The following is a 20154-nucleotide window of genomic DNA, read 5'->3' as shown; positions in this document are numbered from 1 at the left end:
CCCCGTCCATCGGACGTCGAAACCGTCGATCCCCGAATGTTTACCGAGGCCCGGAACGTTCCGGTTCGTCCACAGGGCGGCCGGACGGGGTGTTTGGGCCTCGTGGACGCGGGTATCCGGCCAGGGTGAGCGCAAGCGGCAAGCGATCCCTGATGCAGGTCGAGCCGGCCAGGCTGGTGGAGCTGGCGGCCTCGTCCGAGAGCATCCTGACCTCCATGCGACAGGACTGGGCGATGGCCCTGGCCGACCTGTCCGAGGCCTGCGACGGCCTGGGCGACGCCACCGGCACCGCCAACCTCGCTGCGGCGTACGCCGACTCGCTGGCCGACGCCGGGGAGGTCGTGGCGGCCCTCTCGGGCGCGCTCGCGCTCGGGATCTCCGGGCTCGTCGACGCCGCGCAGGACGCCGTACGCGCCGACGACGCGGTGGCGGCCGAGCTCGACCGGGCCTCCCACCTGCTCGACGAGGGCACGCTCGGGATCATGCCGGGACCGGGAGGTCGCTGACCGTGCCCGCCAACCCCTGGGAGCTGCGCGCCGACGTACGCCCGCTGGAGGCCGCCGCACAGCGGTGGACCGAGATCAGCGAGGTGATGGCGCGCCGCGGCGACGACCTCGTCGACGCCGCGCGGCGCGCGACGGAGGGCTGGGACGCAGGCGCTGCCGAGAGTTACGAGCAGCACCGGCGCCAGGTCCTCGCCAACCTCGACCGGTTCACGAGCCTCGCCACCCAGATCGCCGGCTCGCTGCGGGCGGTCAGCGCCGTCATCACCTCCTCGCAGAAGGAGCTCGACCAGAACTGGGCGAAGGTCGCGATGATCCCGCACGAGGTCGTCGGGGAGTCCCGCCACCTCGTCTTCAAGCCGTCCGAGGACGACGAGCGTGGCAAGGTCACGCAGGGACAGGCCGAGTCCGAGGAGATCCGCCGGCGGCTGACCCTCTCGCTCGACCAGGAGAGCACCAGGCTCCGGGCCGCGCGCGCCGAGTTCGTGATCGTGCGCACCGAGCTGATGACGCTCACCGGCAGCAGGTTCCCCGGCTTCGCCGCGCCCGGCCAGGACGAGTCCGGCGTCGGCACCGTCCCGGCGATCTCGACGTCGGTCCCCGGCTCGGCCCAGGGCGGTGTCAGCGGCGTCGGCGGCCTCGCCCCCATCGGCCCCATCTCGGTCTCCATGCCGGACCTGCAGGGCCTGTCCGGCCTGGGCCCGATCGCGGCCACGGCGGCCGCCGGGCTCATGGGACGGCGCGGGACCACCAGGACCTCGACCACCGCGACGCCGCCCATCGGTGGGATGGGCGGCGGTGCGATGGCCGCCCGCGCGGGGACGATGTCGCGCGGCATGGCGAGCGGCCGCAGCGGCTCGCGCATGGCCGCGCCCAAGCTGGAGCGCACCTCGAGCGAGGAGACCGCGGCTCGCGCCGCGCGGGAGAAGGAGACGCTCAGGGAGGCCAAGCGGGCGGCGCTGGAGGAGAAGCGTGCCGAGCGCGCCGCCCGCAAGGCCGAGCGCGAGGCCGAGCGCCAGGCCGGCCGTGACCCGGGCCGCGACAAGGACCGCGACAGGGACAAGCGCAAGGACCCCCGCGACGAGGAGCGCGACGAGCGCGACGCGGACCTCGACGCGGAGCTGGACGGCGAGGCCGGCGACGGCACCGCCGACGTGGACCCGGACGTCGAGGCGGAGCGGCCGCCGGCGATCGTGGTGGTCCACGAGCCGACCCCCGGCGGTCACGCGGGGGAGCCCCGCCGGTAGGCACGCGGCCGTGCCGGCGAGGCCCCTCGAGGCGTCGGACGGGGTGGTCAGGCCGCGTCGGCGACCGCCGCCACCTGGGGCGCGTCCGGCACCTCGACGGCCGCCGGCGCCGGCGACCGCAGCAGGACCGCGGCCGCCAGCAGCGCCAGGGCGGCGAAGCCGGCGGAGGTGAGGAACGCCGCCTGCAGCCCGGGCACCAGCTGACCCGGCACCGCGCCCGCGGCGTACACCGAGACGATGACGGCCACGCCGACGGCGCTGCCGAGCTGCTGGGTGGTCTGCAGGAGGCCGGAGGCCGAGCCGGCGTGCTCGGGCTCGACACCGGTGAGCACGGTGACCGTGATCGGCATGAACACCAGGCCGGTCGACAGGCCCGCGACGAGCATCGGACCGAAGACCGTGCCGAGGTAGGTGCCGTCCGTGCCGGCGGTGCTGAGCCAGGCGTAGCCGACGGTGAGCGCGGCGGTGCCGGCCATCACCATCGCGCGTGGACCGATCCGGGCGATGAGCGACGGCGTGAGGCGCGACATCGCGAAGACGCCGAGGCTGAAGGGCAGGAAGGCCACGCCCGACATCAGCGGGCCGAAGCCGAGGACGACCTGGGCGTACTGGACGACGAGGAAGAACATCGACAGGTTCGCGCCGACCACGAGCGCCATCGCGACGAGCGCGCCGACGCGGGGACGGCTGCGCACCAGGTGCGGCTGCACCATGGGGTGCGGGTGACGGGTCTCGGTGCGGGCGAGCAGCAGGAGCAGCGCCGCGCCGAGGGCGAACCCGCCGATCGTGCGCAGCGAGCCCCAGCCGTGCTCGGGCGCCCCGATGAGGGCCCAGACGACGGACACGGCCCCGACCGTGGCGCTGGCGGCCCCGACGAGGTCGAAGCGGCCGGGACGGCGGGCGGTCTCGTCGACGAACCTGCCCACGAGGAGCAGCACGACGATGCCCAGGGGGACGTTGATGAACAAGGTCCACCGCCACGACCCGATGTCGGTGAGCAGGCCGCCGAGGAGCAGGCCGATGGACGCGCCTCCGGACGAGACCGCCCCGAAGAGCGCGAGGGCGCGGTTGCGCGCGGCCGCGTCGGGAGCGCTGGTGGTGAGCAGGGCGAGGACGCTCGGTGCCGCCAGCGCCGCGCCGACGCCCTGCAGGGCGCGGGTCGCGACGAGCTGTCCGGGCGTCTGGGCGAGACCCCCGAGGGCCGAGGCGAGCGTGAAGACGGCGAGGCCGACCACGAACGTACGCCGGCGGCCGAGGACGTCGCCGAGGCGCCCGCCGAGGAGCAGGAGCCCGCCGAAGGCGAGCGTGTAGGCGTTGAGGACCCACGACAGGGACGCGGGGCCGAAGCCCAGGTCGGCGTCGATGCGGGGGAGGGCGACGTTCACGACGGTGGCGTCGAGCACGATCATCAGCTGGGCGACCAGCACGATCGCGATGCCGGCGGCGGCGCGGCCGGCCTGCGGCGGCAGCTCGGTCGGGAGCTCGTCGGCGGGCCCGCGCCGGAAGCCCTGCGGCGGCAGGGCGGTGGTGGGTGACATGGGGTGCAGTCCTGTTCTGGCTCCGGGGAGCCGAGGTACAGTAGATCCGGAGGATGACTCCGCTTCCTCCACGACAATACGGAGACTGTCTCCGTTTAGCAAGACCGAGAGGGACATTGCCGTGCGTGCCGACGCCCAGCGCAACCGCGACCGCATCGTCGAGACGGCTCGGCAGGTGTTCCGCGAGCAGGGCTACGACGCGTCCCTCGACCTCATCGCCAAGCAGGCGGGCGTCGGACCCGGCACGCTCTACCGCCACTTCCCCACGCGCGACGACCTGATCGATGCCGTCATGCAGGCCTGGGTCGACCACGTCGAGGAGACGACCGAGAAGGCGCTCGCGCACGAGGGGGGACCGCGCGAGCGGCTCCTGCACTGGTTCGAGGAGTACGTCCGCCTGATCAGCGTGCACAAGGGCGGCCCGGCCAAGATCACCGGCGCGATGGGCGACGACAGCTCGCCGATCCGCAGCAAGTGCGAGGTGCTGCAGTCGGCGGGTGGACGGGTGCTCGACGACCTGCGCGCGGAAGGCGCCGTACGCGACGACGTGACGCCGCTCCAGGTGGCGCGGCTGGTCGGTGGCGTCGCGACCATCGCCGACAGCTCCGACCTCGAGGTCGGCACGGTGCGGCCGATGCTCGAGGTCATCGCGGACGGGTTGCTGACCGACCCGCGCTGAGGCGGCGCGCACCGGGTGGACCGGCGCCCGGCCGACCCCGCGACGGCGGTAGGTTGTGGGCCGTGCCCGACTCGAGCGCCCAGCCGTCCCTGACCACGTCCGGCGCGACCGGCACCCTCGACACGGTGGCCATCGCCTCCACCGACGCCGAGCGCGAGCAGCCGTGGGCCGAGCTCGGCCTCAAGGCCGACGAGTACGCCCGGATCCGCGAGATCCTGGGTCGTCGCCCGACGAGCTCGGAGCTGGCGATGTACTCCGTGATGTGGAGCGAGCACTGCTCCTACAAGTCGACCAAGGTGCACCTCAAGCAGTTCGGGGAGATCCCCCAGGAGACGCCCGTCGGCAAGATGCTGGCCGGCATCGGCGAGAACGCCGGCGTCCTCGACATCGGTCAGGGCTACGCGGTGACCTTCAAGGTCGAGAGCCACAACCACCCGTCGTTCGTCGAGCCCTACCAGGGGGCGGCCACCGGCGTCGGCGGCATCGTCCGCGACATCCTGGCGATGGGAGCCCGCCCGGTCGCCGTGATGGACCCGCTCCGCTTCGGGCCGCTCGACGCGGACGACACGTCCCGGGTGCTGCCGGGGATCGTGGCCGGTGTCGGCGGCTACGGCAACTGCCTCGGCCTGCCCAACATCGGCGGCGAGGCGGTCTTCGACGAGACCTACGCCGGCAACCCGCTGGTCAACGCCCTCTGCATCGGCGTGCTCCGCCACGAGGACCTCCACCTCGCCAACGCGTCCGGCACGGGCAACCAGGTCGTGCTCTACGGCGCGCGCACCGGCGGCGACGGCATCGGCGGCGTCTCGGTGCTGGCGTCGGAGACCTTCGACGAGACGGGCCCGGCCAAGCGTCCGAGCGTGCAGGTCGGCGACCCCTTCATGGAGAAGCTGCTCATCGAGTGCACCCTCGAGCTCTTCGCCGCGGGCGTCATCGCCGGCATCCAGGACCTCGGCGGCGCCGGCCTGTCCTGTGCCACCTCCGAGCTCGCCTCGGCCGGTGACGGTGGCATGCACGTCGAGCTCGACCGCGTCCCGCTGCGCGACTCCACGCTCGCCCCCGAGGAGATCCTCATGAGCGAGTCGCAGGAGCGGATGATGGCCGTCGTCGAGCCCGGCGACGTCGAGGCGTTCATGGCGATCTGCGCGAAGTGGGACGTCGAGGCCGTCGTCGTCGGCGAGGTCACCGACACCGGACGGCTGCACATCGACTGGCACGGCGAGCGCGTCGTCGACGTGCCCCCGCGCTCGGTCGCACACGACGGGCCCACCTACCAGCGACCGTACGTCCGCCCGGACTGGCAGGACGAGCTCCAGGCCGACGACGCCTCGCGGCTCCCGCGACCGACGACGGGCGACGAGCTGCGCGACACCCTGCTGCGCCTCGTCGCCTCGCCTAACCTCTGCGACAAGTCCTGGATCACCGACCAGTACGACCGCTACGTCCAGGGCAACACCGTCCTGGCCCAGCCCGCCGACTCCGGCATGGTCCGCGTCGACGCCGACACCAACCTCGGCGTCTCCGTGTCCACCGACTGCAACGGCCGCTTCGCCAAGCTCGACCCCTACACCGGCGCCCAGCTCGCGCTCGCCGAGTCCTACCGCAACGTCGCCACCGGTGGCGCCCGCCCGCTCGCCGTCTCCGACTGCCTCAACTTCGGCTCGCCGGAGGACCCGGCGGTCATGTGGCAGTTCGCCGAGGCCTGCCGCGGCCTCAAGGACGCCTGTCTCGAGCTCGGCATCCCGGTCACCGGCGGCAACGTCAGCCTCTACAACCAGACCGGCGAGACGGCGATCCTGCCGACCCCCGTCGTCGCGGTGCTGGGCGTCATCGACGACGTCACCCGCCGTACGCCCACCGGGTTCGTCGCCGAGGGCGAGCGGGTGTTCCTGCTCGGCGAGACCCGCGACGAGCTGTCCGGCTCCGAGTGGGCGCACGTCGTCCACGGGCACCTCGGAGGCCTGCCGCCGCAGCTCGACCTCGGCGCCGAGCAGGCCCTCGCCGCGCTCCTGCAGGACGCGGGACGCGACGGAGTCGTCACCAGCGCGCACGACCTGTCCGACGGTGGGCTCGCGCAGGCGCTCGCGGAGTCGGCCTTCGCCCGCGGCATCGGCGTCTCGGTCGCGCTCGACGCGGTCGCCGAGGACGCGTTCGTCGCCCTCTTCTCCGAGTCGACCGCCCGCGCGCTGGTGACGGTGACCGACGGGCAGGCCGACGCGCTGGTCGCGCTCGCCCAGCAGCACGGCGTACCCCTCACGCCGCTCGGTCGCACCGGCGGCGACACGATCGCCGTCGAGGGCGTCTTCGAGCTGCCTGTCGCCGAGGCGGAGGCTGCGTGGCGCGCGACGATGCCGGCGGTCCTCGGGGGCTGATCGTCGCTGTGATGGCCGGTGGAGCAGCGAGCGCCGGCGAGCGTCTGAAGACCCACGGCAGACTCAGGCGCGTGCGTACGACGATCGCTGCCCTGGTCCTGCTCCTGCTCGCGCCGCCGCCTGCCGGTGCCGCGCCCACGGTCGCGCGACCGGAGAGCGATGGCCTGGCCGTCACCGGGTACGCGCTGCCGAGCACGCGACCGGAGATCATCGGGCGCGACGCTGCGGCACTGACGACGGTCACCGTCGCCGCGGTCTCGCTCCGGCCGGACGGCGCGTCGGTGACGCGTCCAGAGGACCGGGTCGCCGCCCTGGTCGAGTCGATCCACGCGGTCGGGCTGCGCGCCGAGCTGCTGGTGGGCAACTGGAGCAACCGGCTCGGTGCCTTCGACCCCGACGCCGCGGCGTCGCTCCTCGGCGACCCGGGCAGGATCGACGGCGTCGCGGACCGGCTCGCAGCACTGGTGCGCGCCGGGCGGTGGGACGGGGTCAACGTCGACCTCGAGCTCGTCCGGCGCCGTGACTCCCGCGGCCTGGTCGCCTTCGTGACGGCGCTCCGGGAACGGTTCCCGTCCTCCGCCTCGGTGACCATCGACGTGTCGGCGAGCGCGAGCCGCGCGGGCTACCGGGCCGGCGGCTACCGCCTGGCCGAGCTCGCGGCCGTGGTCGACGCCGTGCAGCTGATGGCGTACGACCAGCACGGTCCCGGCTGGTCCGGCCCGGGCCCGGTCGGCGGCCTGCCGTGGGTGCGTACGAGCGTGGCCGCCGCGCTCGAGGAGGTGCCGGCCGCGAAGCTCGACCTCGGGGTCGCCGGCTACGGCTACGTGTGGCGCGCCGACGGCACCGGCCGGACACTGACCGTGAAGGCCGCCCGCACGCTCGTGGAGCGGTCCGGCGGCACGCCCCGCTGGCGCGCCGGTGCGGGGGAGTGGTCCGCACGCCTGCCCGGCGGCGACCGGGTCTGGTGGTCCGACGGGCGCTCCTACGCCCTGCGCGCCGACCTCGCCGCGGAGCTCGGCCTCCGCGGCACCGCCGTCTGGCGGCTGGGGTCGGCCGGCCCTCTGGGCTGAGGGGTGCTTCGCACCCGAGATACGTGCTTCGAGGTCGAGATCCCTACCTGGAAGGCGGGCGGTCACCGGATGTCCGGTGACCGCCCCCCACGGCGAGAGCCGCCCCCGGGTCAGCTCGAGCGACGCATCGCCCGCACCCCGACCCACAGCCCGAGCGCCGCGACGACGGCGGCGCCGGCCACGCCCTGGAGCACGACGTCCGCGGGGTAGGTCCCCGCGAAGAGCGCGCGGACCGCGTCGACGACGTACGTCATCGGGTTCAGCATCGAGACGACCTCGAGCCAGCGCGGAGCCCCCTCCATCGGCAGCAGCACGCCGGCGGTGAGCAGCGCCGGGAAGAGCAGCGTCTGCTGCACCGTCCAGAACATCCAGTCCTCGCCCCGGGACGCCAGCGCCAGCGCGAACGACAGCGCACCGACCCCGATGCTGAAGACGGACAGCACCAGCGCGGCCAGCAGGACGCCGCCGAGGTGCAGGTCGAAGCTGAACGGCGTCACGACCGCGACGATGATCGCGACCTGCATCAGCATCGGCACGACCTCCTTGAGCGCACGCCCGACGAGGAGCGCGGGTCGGCCGAGCGGGGAGACCAGCTGCCGCTCGTGCGAGCCGGACTGCATCTCCTCCATGAGGTTGGAGCCGGTGAACGACGCGCCCATCAGCGCCGTCATCGCGACGATGCCGGGGACGAACCACTGCAGGGCGGACCCGTCGGCCATCTGCGGGAGGAGCGGGGCGAAGAGCCCCAGGAAGACCAGCGGCTGGATCATCGCGAAGACGACGGACATCGGCTCGCGCCACACGGGCCTGAGCTCACGGTTCATGACGTTGACGGTGTCCATGACGAAGGTGCTCATGCGGCGACCTCGCTCTCGGTCTCGGGGGTGGACGGTTCGGTGCTCTGCTGGGTCTCCCGGAGGCTGCGGCCCGTGAGGTCGAGGAAGACGTCGTCGAGGGTGGGTCGGGCGACCTCGACCCGGGTGGGGGGTACGCCGTCGGCGGCGAGGTCCGCGAGCAGCTCGCCGACCATCGCGGAGCCGTCCTTGACCCGCAGGTCGACGGTGCCGTCGGCGACGTCCACGCGGGCGTCGGCGACGCGGGCGAGACGGGAGGCGGCCCGCGCCGAGGCGGACGCCGAGCCGAAGCCGAGGCGTACGAGGTCGCCGAGGCCGCTCTTGAGCCGCGCCGCGGTGTCGTCGGCGATGACGGTGCCGTGGTCGACGACGATGACGCGACCGGCGAGGGCGTCTGCCTCCTCGAGGTAGTGCGTGGTGAGGACGACGGTGCTGCCGCTCTCCGCGTGCAGGCGCTGGATGAGCCCCTGCAGGTTGGCGCGGTTCTGCGGGTCGAGGCCGGTCGACGGCTCGTCGAGGAAGAGCACCCGGGGCAGGTGCACGAGCCCCATCGCGATGTCGAGCCGGCGCCGCTGGCCGCCGGAGAGGGAGGAGACCTTGCGATCGGCGACCGCGGTGAGGTCGAGGTCCTCGATCAGCTCGTCGGCGCGGCGGTGGGCGTCGGCGCGGGACAGTCCGTGCGCCCGCCCCTGGCTGACCAGCTCGTCGCGGCCGAGCTGGCGGTGGCCGGCCCCGTTGCCCTGGCCGACGAAGCCGATGGCCCGACGCACCTCGCGCTGGCCGGTGACGACGTCGTGCCCGGCCACCTGCGCCGTGCCGGAGGTGGGCGGGATGAGGGTGGTGAGCATCCGCAGCGTCGTCGACTTCCCCGCCCCGTTGGGGCCGAGGAAGGCGACGAGCTCGCCCTGCCCGATCTCGAGGTCGAGGCCCTGGACGGCCTCGACGGTCTGCTTGCGCGAGGTGAAGTGGCGGGTCAGCCCACGGGTCACGATCGCAGGGGAGGAGGAATGGTCGGTGTGGTGGCTGTGGGTCATGTCGACGACGCTAGGAACGATTGCGGTCAGTTTGTGACCGCATGGAGAACTAGTCTTCCGGACATGAGCACGAGCGAGCGGATGCTGCGGCTGCTGTCCCTGCTCCAGACCCACCGCTACTGGCCGGGCCCGGAGCTCTCGGACCGGCTCGAGGTGAGCCCCCGGACCCTGCGCCGCGACGTGGACCGGTTGCGCGACCTCGGCTACCAGGTGGACGCCGTGCGCGGCGCGGCCGGTGGCTACCAGCTGCGCGCCGGCGGCTCGCTCCCGCCGCTGCTCCTCGAGGACGAGGAGGCCGTCGCGATCGCCGTCGGTCTGCGCTCGACCGCCACCACCGCGGTCTCGGGCGTCGACGACTGGTCCGTGCAGGCGCTGTCGAAGGTGCTCTCCCTGATGCCCCCGCGCCTGCGCCGGCAGATGGACGCGGTCGCCAGTCAGACCGAGTCGCCCGGACCGTGGGAGGGTGCGCCGTCCTTCGACGCCACCGTCCTGACCACCCTCGCGCAGGCCTGCCGCGACAGCGAGCTGCTGCGCTTCGACTACGCCGCGCGCGAGGCCGAGGTGACCCATCGCCGCGTCGAGCCGCTGCGCCTGGTGAGCCTCGGGCGCCGCTGGTACCTCGTCGCCTACGACCGCGACCGGCTGGACTGGCGCAGCTTCCGCCTCGACCGGATCGCCGACCCCGAGCCCACCGGCCAGCGGTTCCGGCCGCGCGACCTGCCGGCCGAGGACGCCCTGGCCTTCGTGCAGCAGGGTATCCGGCGGATGCCTCAGCGCCACGCCGTACGCGCACGGCTGGCGATGGCGGCCGACGACCTCGTCCCCCGGGTCGGCCGGTGGGGCACCGTGACCGCGGACGGCGACGGGTGCGTGCTGGAGATGAACGTCGACGACCTCGACTGGCCCCTGATGGTGCTCGCCGGGTCCGGGGCGGACTTCGAGGTCGAGTCGCCGCCCGAGCTGGTCGCGAAGGTCGCCGAGGTCGGGGCGCGCTTCAGCCGGACCGCGCGCTCGTAGGGCTCACCTACCCTGTCGCCATGGCCCACCCCCGGCTCGACCGGCGCGCCCTGCTCGCAGGTCTCGGCGGCGCCGCGCTGGCGGGGTGCGCCGCCGACCCCGAGCCGGCCGGCTCGCGGGCGACCGACGCAGGGGAGGCACCCGTGACCAGCGGACCGCAGCGGATCACCTACGGCGACGACCCGAGCCAGTGGGTCGACGTCCACACGCCCGGCGGCACGAGCCGCGGGCTCGTCGTCGTCATCCACGGCGGCTTCTGGAAGGCGGAGTACGGCGCGGAGTACGGCGCCCCGCTGGCCGAGGACCTCGCCGGGCGCGGGTGGACGGCCGCGAACGTCGAGTACCGCCGGGTCGGCAACGGCGGCGGCTTCCCCGAGACGCTCGACGACGTCCACGCCGCCCTCGGTGCGGTCGTCCGAGACGCCGACGGCCCCGTCGACGGCCCCGTCGTGGCGCTCGGGCACTCGGCCGGCGGCCACCTCGCCACGTGGGCCGCCGCGCGCGGGCGGTTCGACCGCTGGGCGGACGGACCCGCGCTCACCCACGTCGTCAGCCAGGCCGGGGTGCTCGACCTCCGGGCGGCCGTCGCCGACGGCCTCGGCACCGACGCCGCCCGCGCGTTCCTCGGCGACGCCGGGGAGTCGGCGTACAGCCGGGTCGACCCGCTGGCCCAGGTGCCTCTCGACGTGCCGGTCTGGGCGGTGCACGCGACCGACGACGACGTCGTCCCCTTCAGCCAGGCGACGACCTACGTCGACGCGGCCACGGCCGCCGGTGCCGCGGCGACGCTCGTCGAGGTGAGCGGTGGCCACTTCGGGGTGATCGAGCCGACGAGCGAGGCCTGGGCCGCCTGCGTCGCGGTCCTCGACGCCATCGGCTGACCGCCGGCGCGGACGGTCCGCATCAGGATTCACCCCACGGGGCCGACACCGCCTGACGCTCGATGCGGACCACGGGGGGTCAGGCGGCGAGCGGGGCCGGCGGAGGCGTCGCGGTCGCCGGCTCCTCGGTCCGCGGCCAGGCGGCCGGGCGCGGGATGCGGCGTACGGCCGCGCTGGACGTGGGGATGAGGGCGCTGAGCGTCACCAGGGCGAGCAGGCCGACGGTCGCCGCCCGGCCGCCGAGGTGCTCGAGCAGCACGCCGCCGAGGATCGGCGCGAGCGGCATGAGCGACAGGCCGACGAACTGCATGGACGAGGCCACCCGGCCCTGCAGGTGCATCGGGGTGATGGCCATCCGGTAGGACTGCGCGCCGGCGTTGCCGGCCGGGTTGAGCAGGATGCCGGCGAAGAGCACGACACCGACGACCAGCGGTGAGCTCCACACGAGCAACGGGAGCAGGAGCGGCACCCAGCTCCACGCGACCGCCAGGGTCAGGCGCCCCGTCGGGACCCGGTCGATGACCCGCGGGGCGACGACGGCGCCGAGGATGCCGCCGAGCCCGGCGAGCATGTCGATGGCGCCGATCGCCCCGGCGTGCACGCCGTCCTGGACCAGGCCCATGATCGCGACGTAGAAGACCGCGTTGACCGCGAGGTTGCTGGTCGCGGCGAACGCCATCATCGTGCGGAAGTAGGGGCGGCCCAGGACGTAGCGCAGGCCCTCGAGCAGGTCGGCGCGGACGTTGCTCGGCGCCCGGTCGCCCTGCGGCGAGAGGTCGGTGCGGATCCGCGAGAGCGTCACGAACGAGACGGCGAAGGTGACCGCGTCGAAGACGAAGGGCGTCGCGCGGCCGATTCCGACGAGGAACGCACCGAGTGGACCGCCGACGAGCGCCGCGACGTGGTGGCGCGCCTGGTTCTGGCTGAGCGCCGTGGGCAGCTCGTCCCGGCTGACCACCGAGCGCACCGCCGACTGCTCGGCCGGGCCGAACACCCCGGTGCCCACGCCGGTGAGCAGGCCCGCGAGGACGAGGTGCCACAGCCGGAGCTCGCCCGTCAGCGCGGCGACGGCCACCAGCGCGTACACGACCGAGCCGGACCCGCTCGCGAGCATCATCAGCCGCCGTCGGTCGGTGCGGTCGACCACGACGCCGGCGGGGAGCAGGGCGACCACCATGCCGAGCATGAAGGCGGCCGTCGGCAGTCCGGCCAGCACCGGTGACCCGGTCAGGGCGTAGCCCACGAGGGCGAAGGCGAACATGCTGACGGCGCTGCCGAGCTGGCTGACCGCCTCGCCGGTCCAGAGGGCGGTGAAGTCGCGGTTGCGGGCGAGCGAGCGGTACGAGGCCATGCCCGCACCATATGTTGCGCAAGCAATGTTGCGCAATAGAGCGTGCGCAAGTTGGTAGGGTGGCGGCATGGCAGCAGGACGAGGCACGGTGCACGACCCACGCGTGCTGCGCGCGATCGCGCACCCGGTGCGCAACCGGATCCTCACCGAGCTCTCGGCCGTCGGGCCGATGCGTGCCGCCGACGTCGCCCAGCAGCTGGGCATCCCGGCCAACCAGGCGAGCTTCCACCTGCGCCAGCTCGCCAAGTACGGCCTGATCGAGGAGGCCCCGGAGGCGGCGCGCGACCAGCGGGACCGGGTCTGGAAGGCCGCGGGCGCGGGCCTCAGCATCGACGTCGGCGCCCTCGAGCAGGAGCCGGGCGGCAAGGCGGCCGCGACGGTGTTCCTGCGCAACGCCGCGGGCTACGCCCACCAGCTCGTCGAGGTGGCCTACGGCCAGGACCGCCGGCCCGACACGCACCGCTCGACCACGGACACCGCCGTACGCCTGACCAAGGACGAGGCGGCGCAGCTCGCGGCGGAGGTCGGGGAGCTGCTCCAGCGGTGGACCGACCGCAACCGCGGGCGCGACGACGGCCGCACGACGTACGCCTTCCACGCGATGCTGCTGCCGCAGCCCGACGCCACGACCACCACCTCCGACGAGGAGCACGACGCCTGATGCCCGCACGACTCAAGGTCCTCACCGCGGCCGAGCTGGAGCGCGCCGACGCCGCGTCCGACACCAGGGCGCTCGTCAAGCACTACCTCGCCGTGCTCGAGACTCGCGCGCCGGGCAGGTCGGTCGAGGTGCGGGTGCCGCCGTTCGCGGCGGTGCAGGTGATCCCCGGGGTCCGTCACACCCGCGGCACGCCGCCGGCCGTCGTCGAGACCGACGCCGAGACGTGGCTCGCGCTCGCCGTCGGGCGTACGACCTGGAGCGAGGCGCTCGACAGCGGCACGGTCGTCGCCAGTGGCGAGCGGACGGACCTCACGCCCTACCTCCCGCTCACCACGCACTAGCCTCCGCACCATGAACGTGAGCTCGCTCGGCTTCCGGACCGACCTGGCGCTGCTGACCGAGTCGGGCAGCCTGGTCGAGGACCGGGGCACCCATCTCGTCGTGCGCTCCCCGGACAACCCGTCCTACTTCTGGGGCAACTTCATCCTCCTCGCCCGCGCGCCCGTCGCCGGCGGCGAGAGGGAGGTCGTCGGCGCCTTCCGCACCGAGTTCCCGCTGGCCGACCACGTGAGCATCGGCATCGACGCGGCCGACATCCCCGAGGAGTCGCAGGCGGCGTTCGAGGCCGCCGGGCTGACCGTGGACGTCGCCACCGTCCTCACCGCCTCCGCGCTCGTGCCGCCGCGCGAGGTCGACGCGGAGGTCCGCGCGCTCACGTCGGAGGACGACTGGGAGGCCCGCGCGCGGCTGAGCCAGCAGCTCTACCCGAGCACGTCGGAGGAGGCGTTCATGACGTACGCCCGCCAGAAGAACGCCCAGGAGCGGCGCCTCGTCGACTCCGGGCGCGGTCTGAGGTTCGGTGCCTTCGTCGACGACACGCTCGTCTCCACGGCCGGGATCTTCGTCACCGAGCCCGGCCTGGCCCGCTACCAGAGCGTCGAGACCCACCCGGACCACCGGCGCAAGGGGCTGGCCGCGGCCGTCGTCCACGCGGCCGGCCGGCACGCGCTCGCCGACCTCGGGGTGCGGACCCTCGTGATCGTCGCCGACACCGACGGCGAGGCCATCGGTCTCTACCGCCGGCTCGGGTTCGCCGACGTCGAGCGACAGCTGATGATGGAGCAGCGCAGCGGGGAGTGGGCGAGTCTCGACGGCTGAGCGGCGACACCTAGAGTGCGCCGTATGACTGTCGACATCGCCGCTCGTCTCGCCGAGGTCATGCCCGGCCTCCGTCGCGACCTCGAGGACCTGGTCCGCATCCAGTCCGTGTCCGCCGACCCGGCCCGCGCCGGCGAGGTCGAGCGCAGCGCGGAGGCCACCCGCGACCTGTTCGCCGCCGAGGGCTTCGACGCCGAGATCGTGCGCGCCCACGACGGTGCGCCGCCGGCCGTGATCGCCAGCAAGGCCGGACCCGAGGGTGCCCCGACGGTCCTGCTGTACGCCCACCACGACGTGCAGCCCGAGAACGACCACGCCGACTGGGACTCCCCGCCGTGGGAGCCGACCGAGCGCGGCGACCGGCTCTACGGGCGCGGCGCGGCCGACGACAAGGCCGGCATCGCCGCCCACCTCGGCGCCGTCCGGATCTTCGGCGACGAGCTCCCGGTCAACCTCGTCATGTTCATCGAGGGGGAGGAGGAGGTCGGCTCCGACACCCTCGTCGACCTGCTCGAGGCCCACAAGGACCGGCTCGCGGCCGACGTCATCGTCATCGCCGACTCCGGCAACTGGGACATCGGCGAACCGGCCCTCACCACCAGCCTCCGCGGCCTGGTCCGGATGGACGTCGAGGTCCGTACGCTCACCCACGCCGTGCACAGCGGCATGTGGGGCGGGCTGGTCCCTGACTCGATCATGACCCTGAGCCGCCTCATCGCCACGCTCAACGACGACGCCGGCAACGTCGCGGTCGAGGGCCTGGTCTCCGGCCGGGCCGCCGACGTCGAGTACCCCGAGGCCCGGCTCCGCGCCGAGTCCGGCGCCGCCGAGGGCATCGAGTGGATCGGTGACGGACCGATCGTCGAGCGCCTCTGGACCAAGCCGTCGATCAGCATCACCGGCCTCGACGCCCCCAAGGTCGAGGGCGCCTCCAACACCCTCGTCCCGTCGGCCCGCTGCCGGATCAGCATGCGCATCGCCCCGGGCGACACCACCGCCAACGCCGTGCAGCGCCTGCAGGCCCACCTCGAGAAGCACGTCGCGTGGGGTGCCACGCTCACGACCACGGTCGTCGACACCGGCGAGGCCACCCAGATCGACGCGTCCGGTCCGGCGTACGACGCCGCGCGCGCCGCGTTCGCCGAGGCGTGGGACGGCACCGAGCCCGTCGACATGGGCGTCGGCGGGTCGATCCCGTTCATCGCGGAGTTCCTCGAGGCGTTCCCCCAGGCCAGCGTGCTGGTCACCGGCGTCGAGGACCCCGACACCCGGGCCCACGGCGCCAACGAGGGCCTGCACCTCGCCGAGTTCGAGAAGGTCGTCAAGGCCGAGGCGTTTCTGCTGCGCAACCTGGGCGCCCTGCCCCGCTGACCTCCGCCGAGCGGTGAGTGAGCCACGTTCTGCGGCCCTGGAACGTGTCTCACGCACCGCCCGGCAGCGCGAGCGGTGCGTGAGGCACATTCCGCGGCGTCGGAACCTGTCCCACGCACCGCTCGGACCCCAGGGGTGAGCCCGCGTGTGGCGTGCGTCGGTAGCGTGGCGCCATGGCGACCTTTCGCGCACGCGACCGCTCGTCCGCGGTGCTGCAGTCGTCGCGGAGCGCGGTGTGGGCCGTGCTCACCGACGCCGACCTGATCGCCGCCATGACGCCCTTCGTCACGCGCATCGACGTCGACGGCGACCGGTGGACCTGGCGGATGACGCAGATCCCCGTGCTCGGCATCTCGGTGGCCCCGACCTTCACCGAGGTGATGGACCTCCACCCGGAGGAGCGCATCGTGTTCACCCACGACCCGGAGCGCACCGACGAGATGACCTCGGTGATGGGGACGTACGTCCTCGCCGACCACCCCGCCGGCGGCACGGACGTCAGCATCGACCTCCAGATCGCCTGCAACCTGCCGCTGCCCGGCCTCACGCGCCCGGCGGTCGAGCGGGTGATGGCGGGCGTCGTCAAGCACATGGGCGTGGTCTTCGCGCGCAACCTGCTGCGCCACCTCGGCGAGGAGGCCGCCTAGGCATGCGGGTCCTCGTCCTCGGCGCCACCGGCTACGTCGGCTCCCGGCTGGTGCCCCACCTCCTCGAGCACGGCCACGACGTGGTCGCGGCGTCGTCGTCGGAGCCGCGGCCCGACCGGTTCGGCCGGGACGACCGCGTCGACGCGGTCCGCTGCGACGTCACCGACCCCGCGATGGTCGAGGAGGCCGTCGCCGACGTAGACGCGGTCGTCTACCTCGTCCACTCGCTCGACCGCACCGACTTCGGCGACCGGGACCGCGTCGGTGCGGAGACCGTCGCCGCTGCCGTCGCGGCGCGGGGCGTACGCCACCTCGTCTACCTCTCCGGGCTCGTGCCCGACGTGCCCGAGGACGAGCTGTCCGCCCACATCGCCTCACGCCTCGAGGTCGAGCGGATCCTGCTCGGGGCCACCGACGGCGCCGTGGCGCTGCGCGCCGGCGTGGTCATCGGCGCGGGCTCGACGTCCTTCGAGATCATCCGCCAGGTCGCGACGCTCTTCCTCGTGCAGCCGGTGCCGACGTGGATGCGCAGCCGGGTCCAGCCGGTGGCCGTGTCCGACGTGCTCCGCGCGGTCGAGGACGCCCTCGCCGACGACGGCCCGCGCGGCGCCGTCGACCTCGGCGGCCCGGACGTCGTGGCCTACCCCGACCTCATGACCGTCTGCGGCAGCGAGGCCGGGCTGTCCCGCGTCCGGCTCCCGGCGCCGATCGCCCCGACCAGCGTCGTCGGGCTGGGCACGGCGCTCGCGACCACCGCGCCCTTCCACACCGTCACCGCGCTGATCGAGTCGCTGCGCCACGACATGGTCTGCCGCCCCGGCGCGACGTGGGAGCCCCGCAGCGGCGGGCCGCTCCTCGGCCTGGAGGAGGCGGTGCGTCGCGCGCTGACCCCGAGGTACGCCGGACCCGAGGGCGGCCTCGCCTCCGACCCCGGCTGGACCCGCGGCATCCCGCTGCTCGACCTCGTGCCCCTGCCCGCGTCCGGGCGCGCGGCCGCGCGGCTCGCCCTGCACCGGGTGCGGTCCCTCCTGGGCTGAGACCGTCCAGCGGCGCCGGTGAGGCCTGTGGGCCGATCGGCCGTAGACTGGCGGTCGTGCCCTACCAGATGAGCAAGCGGACTGGTGGCGACGGCCGGCTCACCACGGCCCTCGACCCGCAGGACCAGGGCCCGCAGGACGCCTGCGGCGTCTTCGGCGTCTGGGCCCCCGGCGAGGACGTCGCCAAGCTGACCTACTTCGGGCTGTACGCCCTGCAGCACCGCGGCCAGGAGTCCGCGGGCATCGCCGTCAGCAACGGCCGCCAGATCCTGGTCTACAAGGACATGGGCCTGGTCTCGCAGGTCTTCGACGAGTCGACGCTCGACTCGCTCAAGGGCCACCTCGCGATCGGCCACTCGCGCTACTCCACGACCGGCGCGTCGACCTGGCAGAACGCGCAGCCGACCTTCCGCCCCACCGGGGACGGCTCGATCGCCCTCGGCCACAACGGCAACCTCATCAACACCGCCGAGCTTCGCGAGATGGTCGGCCAGCTCCCCGGCCCGGCCGGCGAGCTCGACATCAAGGGCGTCGAGGGTGCCACCAACGACACCAGCCTGGTCACGGCGCTCCTCGCCCACCACCCCGACACCTCGCTCGAGCAGCGCGCGCTCGAGGTGCTGCCGGAGCTGCGCGGGGCGTACTGCTTCGTCTGGATGAACGAGGACACCCTCTACGCCGCGCGTGACCCGCAGGGCATCCGACCCCTGGTGCTGGGACGCCTCGACCGCGGCTGGGTCGTGGCCAGCGAGGACGCCGCGCTCGCCACCATCGGTGCCAGCGTGGTCCGCGAGGTCGAGCCCGGCGAGATGATCGTCATCGACGAGAACGGCCTGCGCTCGCACAAGTTCGCCGAGCCCGCGCCCAAGGGGTGCGTCTTCGAGTACGTCTACCTCGCCCGCCCCGACGCCACGATCTCCGGCCGCAACGTCCACGAGGCGCGCGTCGAGATGGGCCGCAGGCTGGCCCGCGAGTTCCCCGTCGAGGCCGACCTCGTCATGCCCGTGCCCGAGTCCGGCACGCCGGCCGCATCCGGGTACGCCGCGGAGTCCGGCATCCCGTTCGGCCAGGGCTTCGTCAAGAACGCCTACGTCGGGCGCACCTTCATCCAGCCCAGCCAGACGCTGCGCCAGCTCGGCATCCGGCTCAAGCTCAACGCGCTCGAGCACATGATCCGCGGCAAGCGCATCGTCGTCGTCGACGACTCGATCGTGCGGGGCAACACCCAGCGCGCCCAGGTGCGGATGCTGCGCGAGGCCGGCGCCCTCGAGGTGCACGTCCGGATCTCCAGCCCGCCGGTGAAGTGGCCGTGCTTCTACGGCATCGACTTCGCCACCCGCGCCGAGCTCATCGCCAACGGCCTCGACGTCGACGAGATCGCCGCGAGCGTGGGAGCCGACAGCCTGGGCTACATCTCCCTCGAGGGCATGGTCCAGGCCACCGGCCAGCCCGAGGAGCGGCTGTGCCAGGCCTGCTTCACCGGGACCTACCCGATCGAGCTGCCCGACGAGAGCCTGCTCGGCAAGCACCTGCTCGAGGCGACCCTCCAGTCGCCCACGATGGGCCGGGCGCTGCCGGTCCTCAACAACCCCTGATCGACCAGCACCGCCGCCACCGCGCCGCCACCGAGGGAGCCACGTGACCGACCAGCCCACCGCACCGTCCTCCGGGGCGTACGCCGCCGCCGGGGTCTCGATCGAGGCGGCCGACCGCGCCATCGACCTGATGAAGGGCTGGGTCGAGAAGGCCCGTCGCCCGGAGGTGATCGGTGGGCTCGGCGGCTTCGCCGGGCTGTTCGACGCCTCGGCGCTCACCCGCTACGAGGCGCCGCTGCTCGCCACCTCCACGGACGGGGTCGGCACCAAGGTCGCGATCGCGCAGATGATGGACGTCCACGACACGATCGGCTTCGACCTGGTCGGCATGGTCGTCGACGACCTCGTGGTGTGCGGCGCCGAGCCGCTCTTCATGACCGACTACATCGCGTGCGGTCGGGTCGTCCCCGAGCGCATCGCCGCGATCGTCAAGGGCATCGCCGAGGCCTGCGTGGTCGCCGGCTGCGCGCTCATCGGCGGCGAGACCGCCGAGCACCCCGGCCTGCTCGACCCCGACGACTACGACGTCGCGGGCGCCACCACCGGCGTCGTGGAGGCGAGCAAGCTCCTCGGGCCGGGCCGGGTACGCCCCGGCGACGTCGCCATCGCGATGGAGGCCAGCGGGTTGCACTCCAACGGCTACTCCCTGGTGCGCCACGTGCTGCTCGAGCAGGCGGGCTGGACCGTGGAGCGCCAGGTGGACGACTTCGGCCGCACCCTGGGGGAGGAGCTGCTCGAGCCCACCCGGATCTATGCCAAGGCGTGCCTGGAGCTGGCCGAGCGGACCGAGACCCACGCGATGTCGCACGTCACCGGGGGCGGCCTCGCCGCCAACCTCGAGCGGGTGCTCCCGGAGGAGCTGTCGGTGCGCATCGACCGGTCGACCTGGACGCCCCAGCCGGTGTTCGACGTCGTCCGCAGCGTCGGCGGCGTCTCCCAGCCCGACCTGGAGGCCACGCTCAACTGCGGCGTGGGCATGGTCGCGCTCACCGCCCCCGAGTCGGTCGACACGGCGATCGCCGTCCTCGCCGGCCACGGGATCCGGGCGTGGGTCGCGGGGGAGGCGAAGGCCGACGCCGACCACGGCGGCCGGGTCCTCATGGAGGGCCAGCACCCCGGTTGGTGACGGTGGGGCGCGA

The 20154-nt window shown here is 73.8% G+C and carries 19 protein-coding genes; 15 read left to right on the top strand and 4 right to left on the bottom strand.

The genetic code is table 11. The annotated features are described in order from the left end of the window. The first annotated feature begins 125 nt into the window (after positions 1 to 125). Both F4692_RS05275 and F4692_RS05270 read left to right on the top strand, forming a co-directional pair. A complete protein-coding gene (locus F4692_RS05275; protein ID WP_179618541.1) occupies positions 126 to 506 on the top strand; it encodes a hypothetical protein in 381 nt (126 codons plus the stop codon). A 2-nt stretch (positions 507 to 508) separates the two neighbouring features. Then, positions 509 to 1750, top strand: a complete 1242-nt coding sequence (locus F4692_RS05270) for a WXG100 family type VII secretion target (protein WP_179618540.1) — start codon at positions 509 to 511, stop codon at positions 1748 to 1750. 47 nt (positions 1751 to 1797) lie between these two features. Here the strand turns inward: F4692_RS05270 and F4692_RS05265 are convergent, their stop codons facing one another. Next, positions 1798 to 3288 carry an MFS transporter gene (locus tag F4692_RS05265; RefSeq protein ID WP_179618539.1) on the bottom strand — a complete coding sequence of 497 codons (1491 nt, stop codon included), beginning with the start codon at positions 3286 to 3288 and terminating at the stop codon, positions 1798 to 1800. Between the two features lie 121 nt (positions 3289 to 3409). Here F4692_RS05265 and F4692_RS05260 point away from each other — a divergent pair, with 121 nt between their 5' ends. The 3 genes from F4692_RS05260 (at position 3410) to F4692_RS05250 (ending at position 7409) form a co-directional block, all read left to right on the top strand. Beyond that, on the top strand, positions 3410 to 3967 hold the full coding sequence (locus F4692_RS05260) for a TetR/AcrR family transcriptional regulator (protein WP_179618538.1): 558 nt from the start codon (positions 3410 to 3412) through the stop codon (positions 3965 to 3967). A 62-nt stretch (positions 3968 to 4029) separates the two neighbouring features. Then, complete coding sequence (gene purL / locus F4692_RS05255; protein WP_308645161.1) at positions 4030 to 6339, top strand: phosphoribosylformylglycinamidine synthase subunit PurL; 2310 nt, start codon at positions 4030 to 4032, stop codon at positions 6337 to 6339. A gap of 71 nt (positions 6340 to 6410) precedes the next feature. Continuing rightward, a complete protein-coding gene (locus tag F4692_RS05250) occupies positions 6411 to 7409 on the top strand; it encodes a glycosyl hydrolase family 18 protein (RefSeq protein WP_179618537.1) in 999 nt (332 codons plus the stop codon). Positions 7410 to 7519: 110 nt separating this feature from the next. Here F4692_RS05250 and F4692_RS05245 read toward each other — a convergent pair whose 3' ends face one another. Beyond that, positions 7520 to 8266: an ABC transporter permease gene (locus tag F4692_RS05245; protein WP_179618536.1), complete on the bottom strand. Its 747-nt coding sequence runs from the start codon at positions 8264 to 8266 to the stop codon at positions 7520 to 7522. Continuing rightward, on the bottom strand, positions 8263 to 9297 hold the full coding sequence (locus tag F4692_RS05240; RefSeq protein ID WP_179618535.1) for an ATP-binding cassette domain-containing protein: 1035 nt from the start codon (positions 9295 to 9297) through the stop codon (positions 8263 to 8265). Before F4692_RS05240 ends, F4692_RS05245 begins: the two co-directional genes overlap by 4 nt. A gap of 63 nt (positions 9298 to 9360) precedes the next feature. Here F4692_RS05240 and F4692_RS05235 point away from each other — a divergent pair, with 63 nt between their 5' ends. Both F4692_RS05235 and F4692_RS05230 read left to right on the top strand, forming a co-directional pair. Next, positions 9361 to 10314 carry a helix-turn-helix transcriptional regulator gene (locus tag F4692_RS05235; protein WP_218858155.1) on the top strand — a complete coding sequence of 318 codons (954 nt, stop codon included), beginning with the start codon at positions 9361 to 9363 and terminating at the stop codon, positions 10312 to 10314. 20 nt (positions 10315 to 10334) lie between these two features. Next, positions 10335 to 11195 (top strand): alpha/beta hydrolase, encoded by an 861-nt coding sequence (locus F4692_RS05230; protein WP_179618534.1) that lies wholly within the window; start codon positions 10335 to 10337, stop codon positions 11193 to 11195. 79 nt (positions 11196 to 11274) lie between these two features. Here F4692_RS05230 and F4692_RS05225 read toward each other — a convergent pair whose 3' ends face one another. Further along, the gene (locus tag F4692_RS05225) at positions 11275 to 12546 is read right to left on the bottom strand and encodes an MFS transporter (RefSeq protein WP_179618533.1); all 1272 of its coding nucleotides are present in this window, start codon (positions 12544 to 12546) and stop codon (positions 11275 to 11277) included. 67 nt (positions 12547 to 12613) lie between these two features. Here F4692_RS05225 and F4692_RS05220 point away from each other — a divergent pair, with 67 nt between their 5' ends. The 8 genes from F4692_RS05220 (at position 12614) to purM (ending at position 20141) form a co-directional block, all read left to right on the top strand. After that, entirely contained in the window at positions 12614 to 13207 is a 594-nt protein-coding gene (locus F4692_RS05220) for a helix-turn-helix domain-containing protein (protein ID WP_179618532.1), read from the top strand. Next, complete coding sequence (locus F4692_RS05215) at positions 13207 to 13548, top strand: sterol carrier family protein (RefSeq protein ID WP_179618531.1); 342 nt, start codon at positions 13207 to 13209, stop codon at positions 13546 to 13548. The genes F4692_RS05220 and F4692_RS05215 overlap by 1 nt, the downstream gene beginning before the upstream one ends. 10 nt (positions 13549 to 13558) lie before the next feature. Next, the gene (locus F4692_RS05210) at positions 13559 to 14365 is read left to right on the top strand and encodes a GNAT family N-acetyltransferase (protein ID WP_179618530.1); all 807 of its coding nucleotides are present in this window, start codon (positions 13559 to 13561) and stop codon (positions 14363 to 14365) included. A gap of 24 nt (positions 14366 to 14389) precedes the next feature. Continuing rightward, complete coding sequence (locus tag F4692_RS05205; RefSeq protein WP_179618529.1) at positions 14390 to 15736, top strand: dipeptidase; 1347 nt, start codon at positions 14390 to 14392, stop codon at positions 15734 to 15736. A 173-nt stretch (positions 15737 to 15909) separates the two neighbouring features. Then, positions 15910 to 16383 carry an SRPBCC family protein gene (locus tag F4692_RS05200; RefSeq protein WP_179618528.1) on the top strand — a complete coding sequence of 158 codons (474 nt, stop codon included), beginning with the start codon at positions 15910 to 15912 and terminating at the stop codon, positions 16381 to 16383. A gap of 2 nt (positions 16384 to 16385) precedes the next feature. Then, the gene (locus F4692_RS05195) at positions 16386 to 17420 is read left to right on the top strand and encodes an NAD(P)H-binding protein (RefSeq protein ID WP_179618527.1); all 1035 of its coding nucleotides are present in this window, start codon (positions 16386 to 16388) and stop codon (positions 17418 to 17420) included. A gap of 68 nt (positions 17421 to 17488) precedes the next feature. Beyond that, a complete protein-coding gene (purF, locus tag F4692_RS05190) occupies positions 17489 to 19015 on the top strand; it encodes an amidophosphoribosyltransferase (RefSeq protein ID WP_179619036.1) in 1527 nt (508 codons plus the stop codon). Positions 19016 to 19058: 43 nt separating this feature from the next. Further along, entirely contained in the window at positions 19059 to 20141 is a 1083-nt protein-coding gene (gene purM, locus F4692_RS05185) for a phosphoribosylformylglycinamidine cyclo-ligase (RefSeq protein WP_179618526.1), read from the top strand. Positions 20142 to 20154: the final 13 nt, after the last annotated feature.

The organism is Nocardioides cavernae (assembly GCF_013410035.1).
Lineage (GTDB): Bacteria > Actinomycetota > Actinomycetes > Propionibacteriales > Nocardioidaceae > Nocardioides > Nocardioides cavernae_A.
The sequence above is the reverse complement of the archived record's forward strand: the minus strand, read 5'-3'. Positions and strand labels throughout refer to the sequence as shown.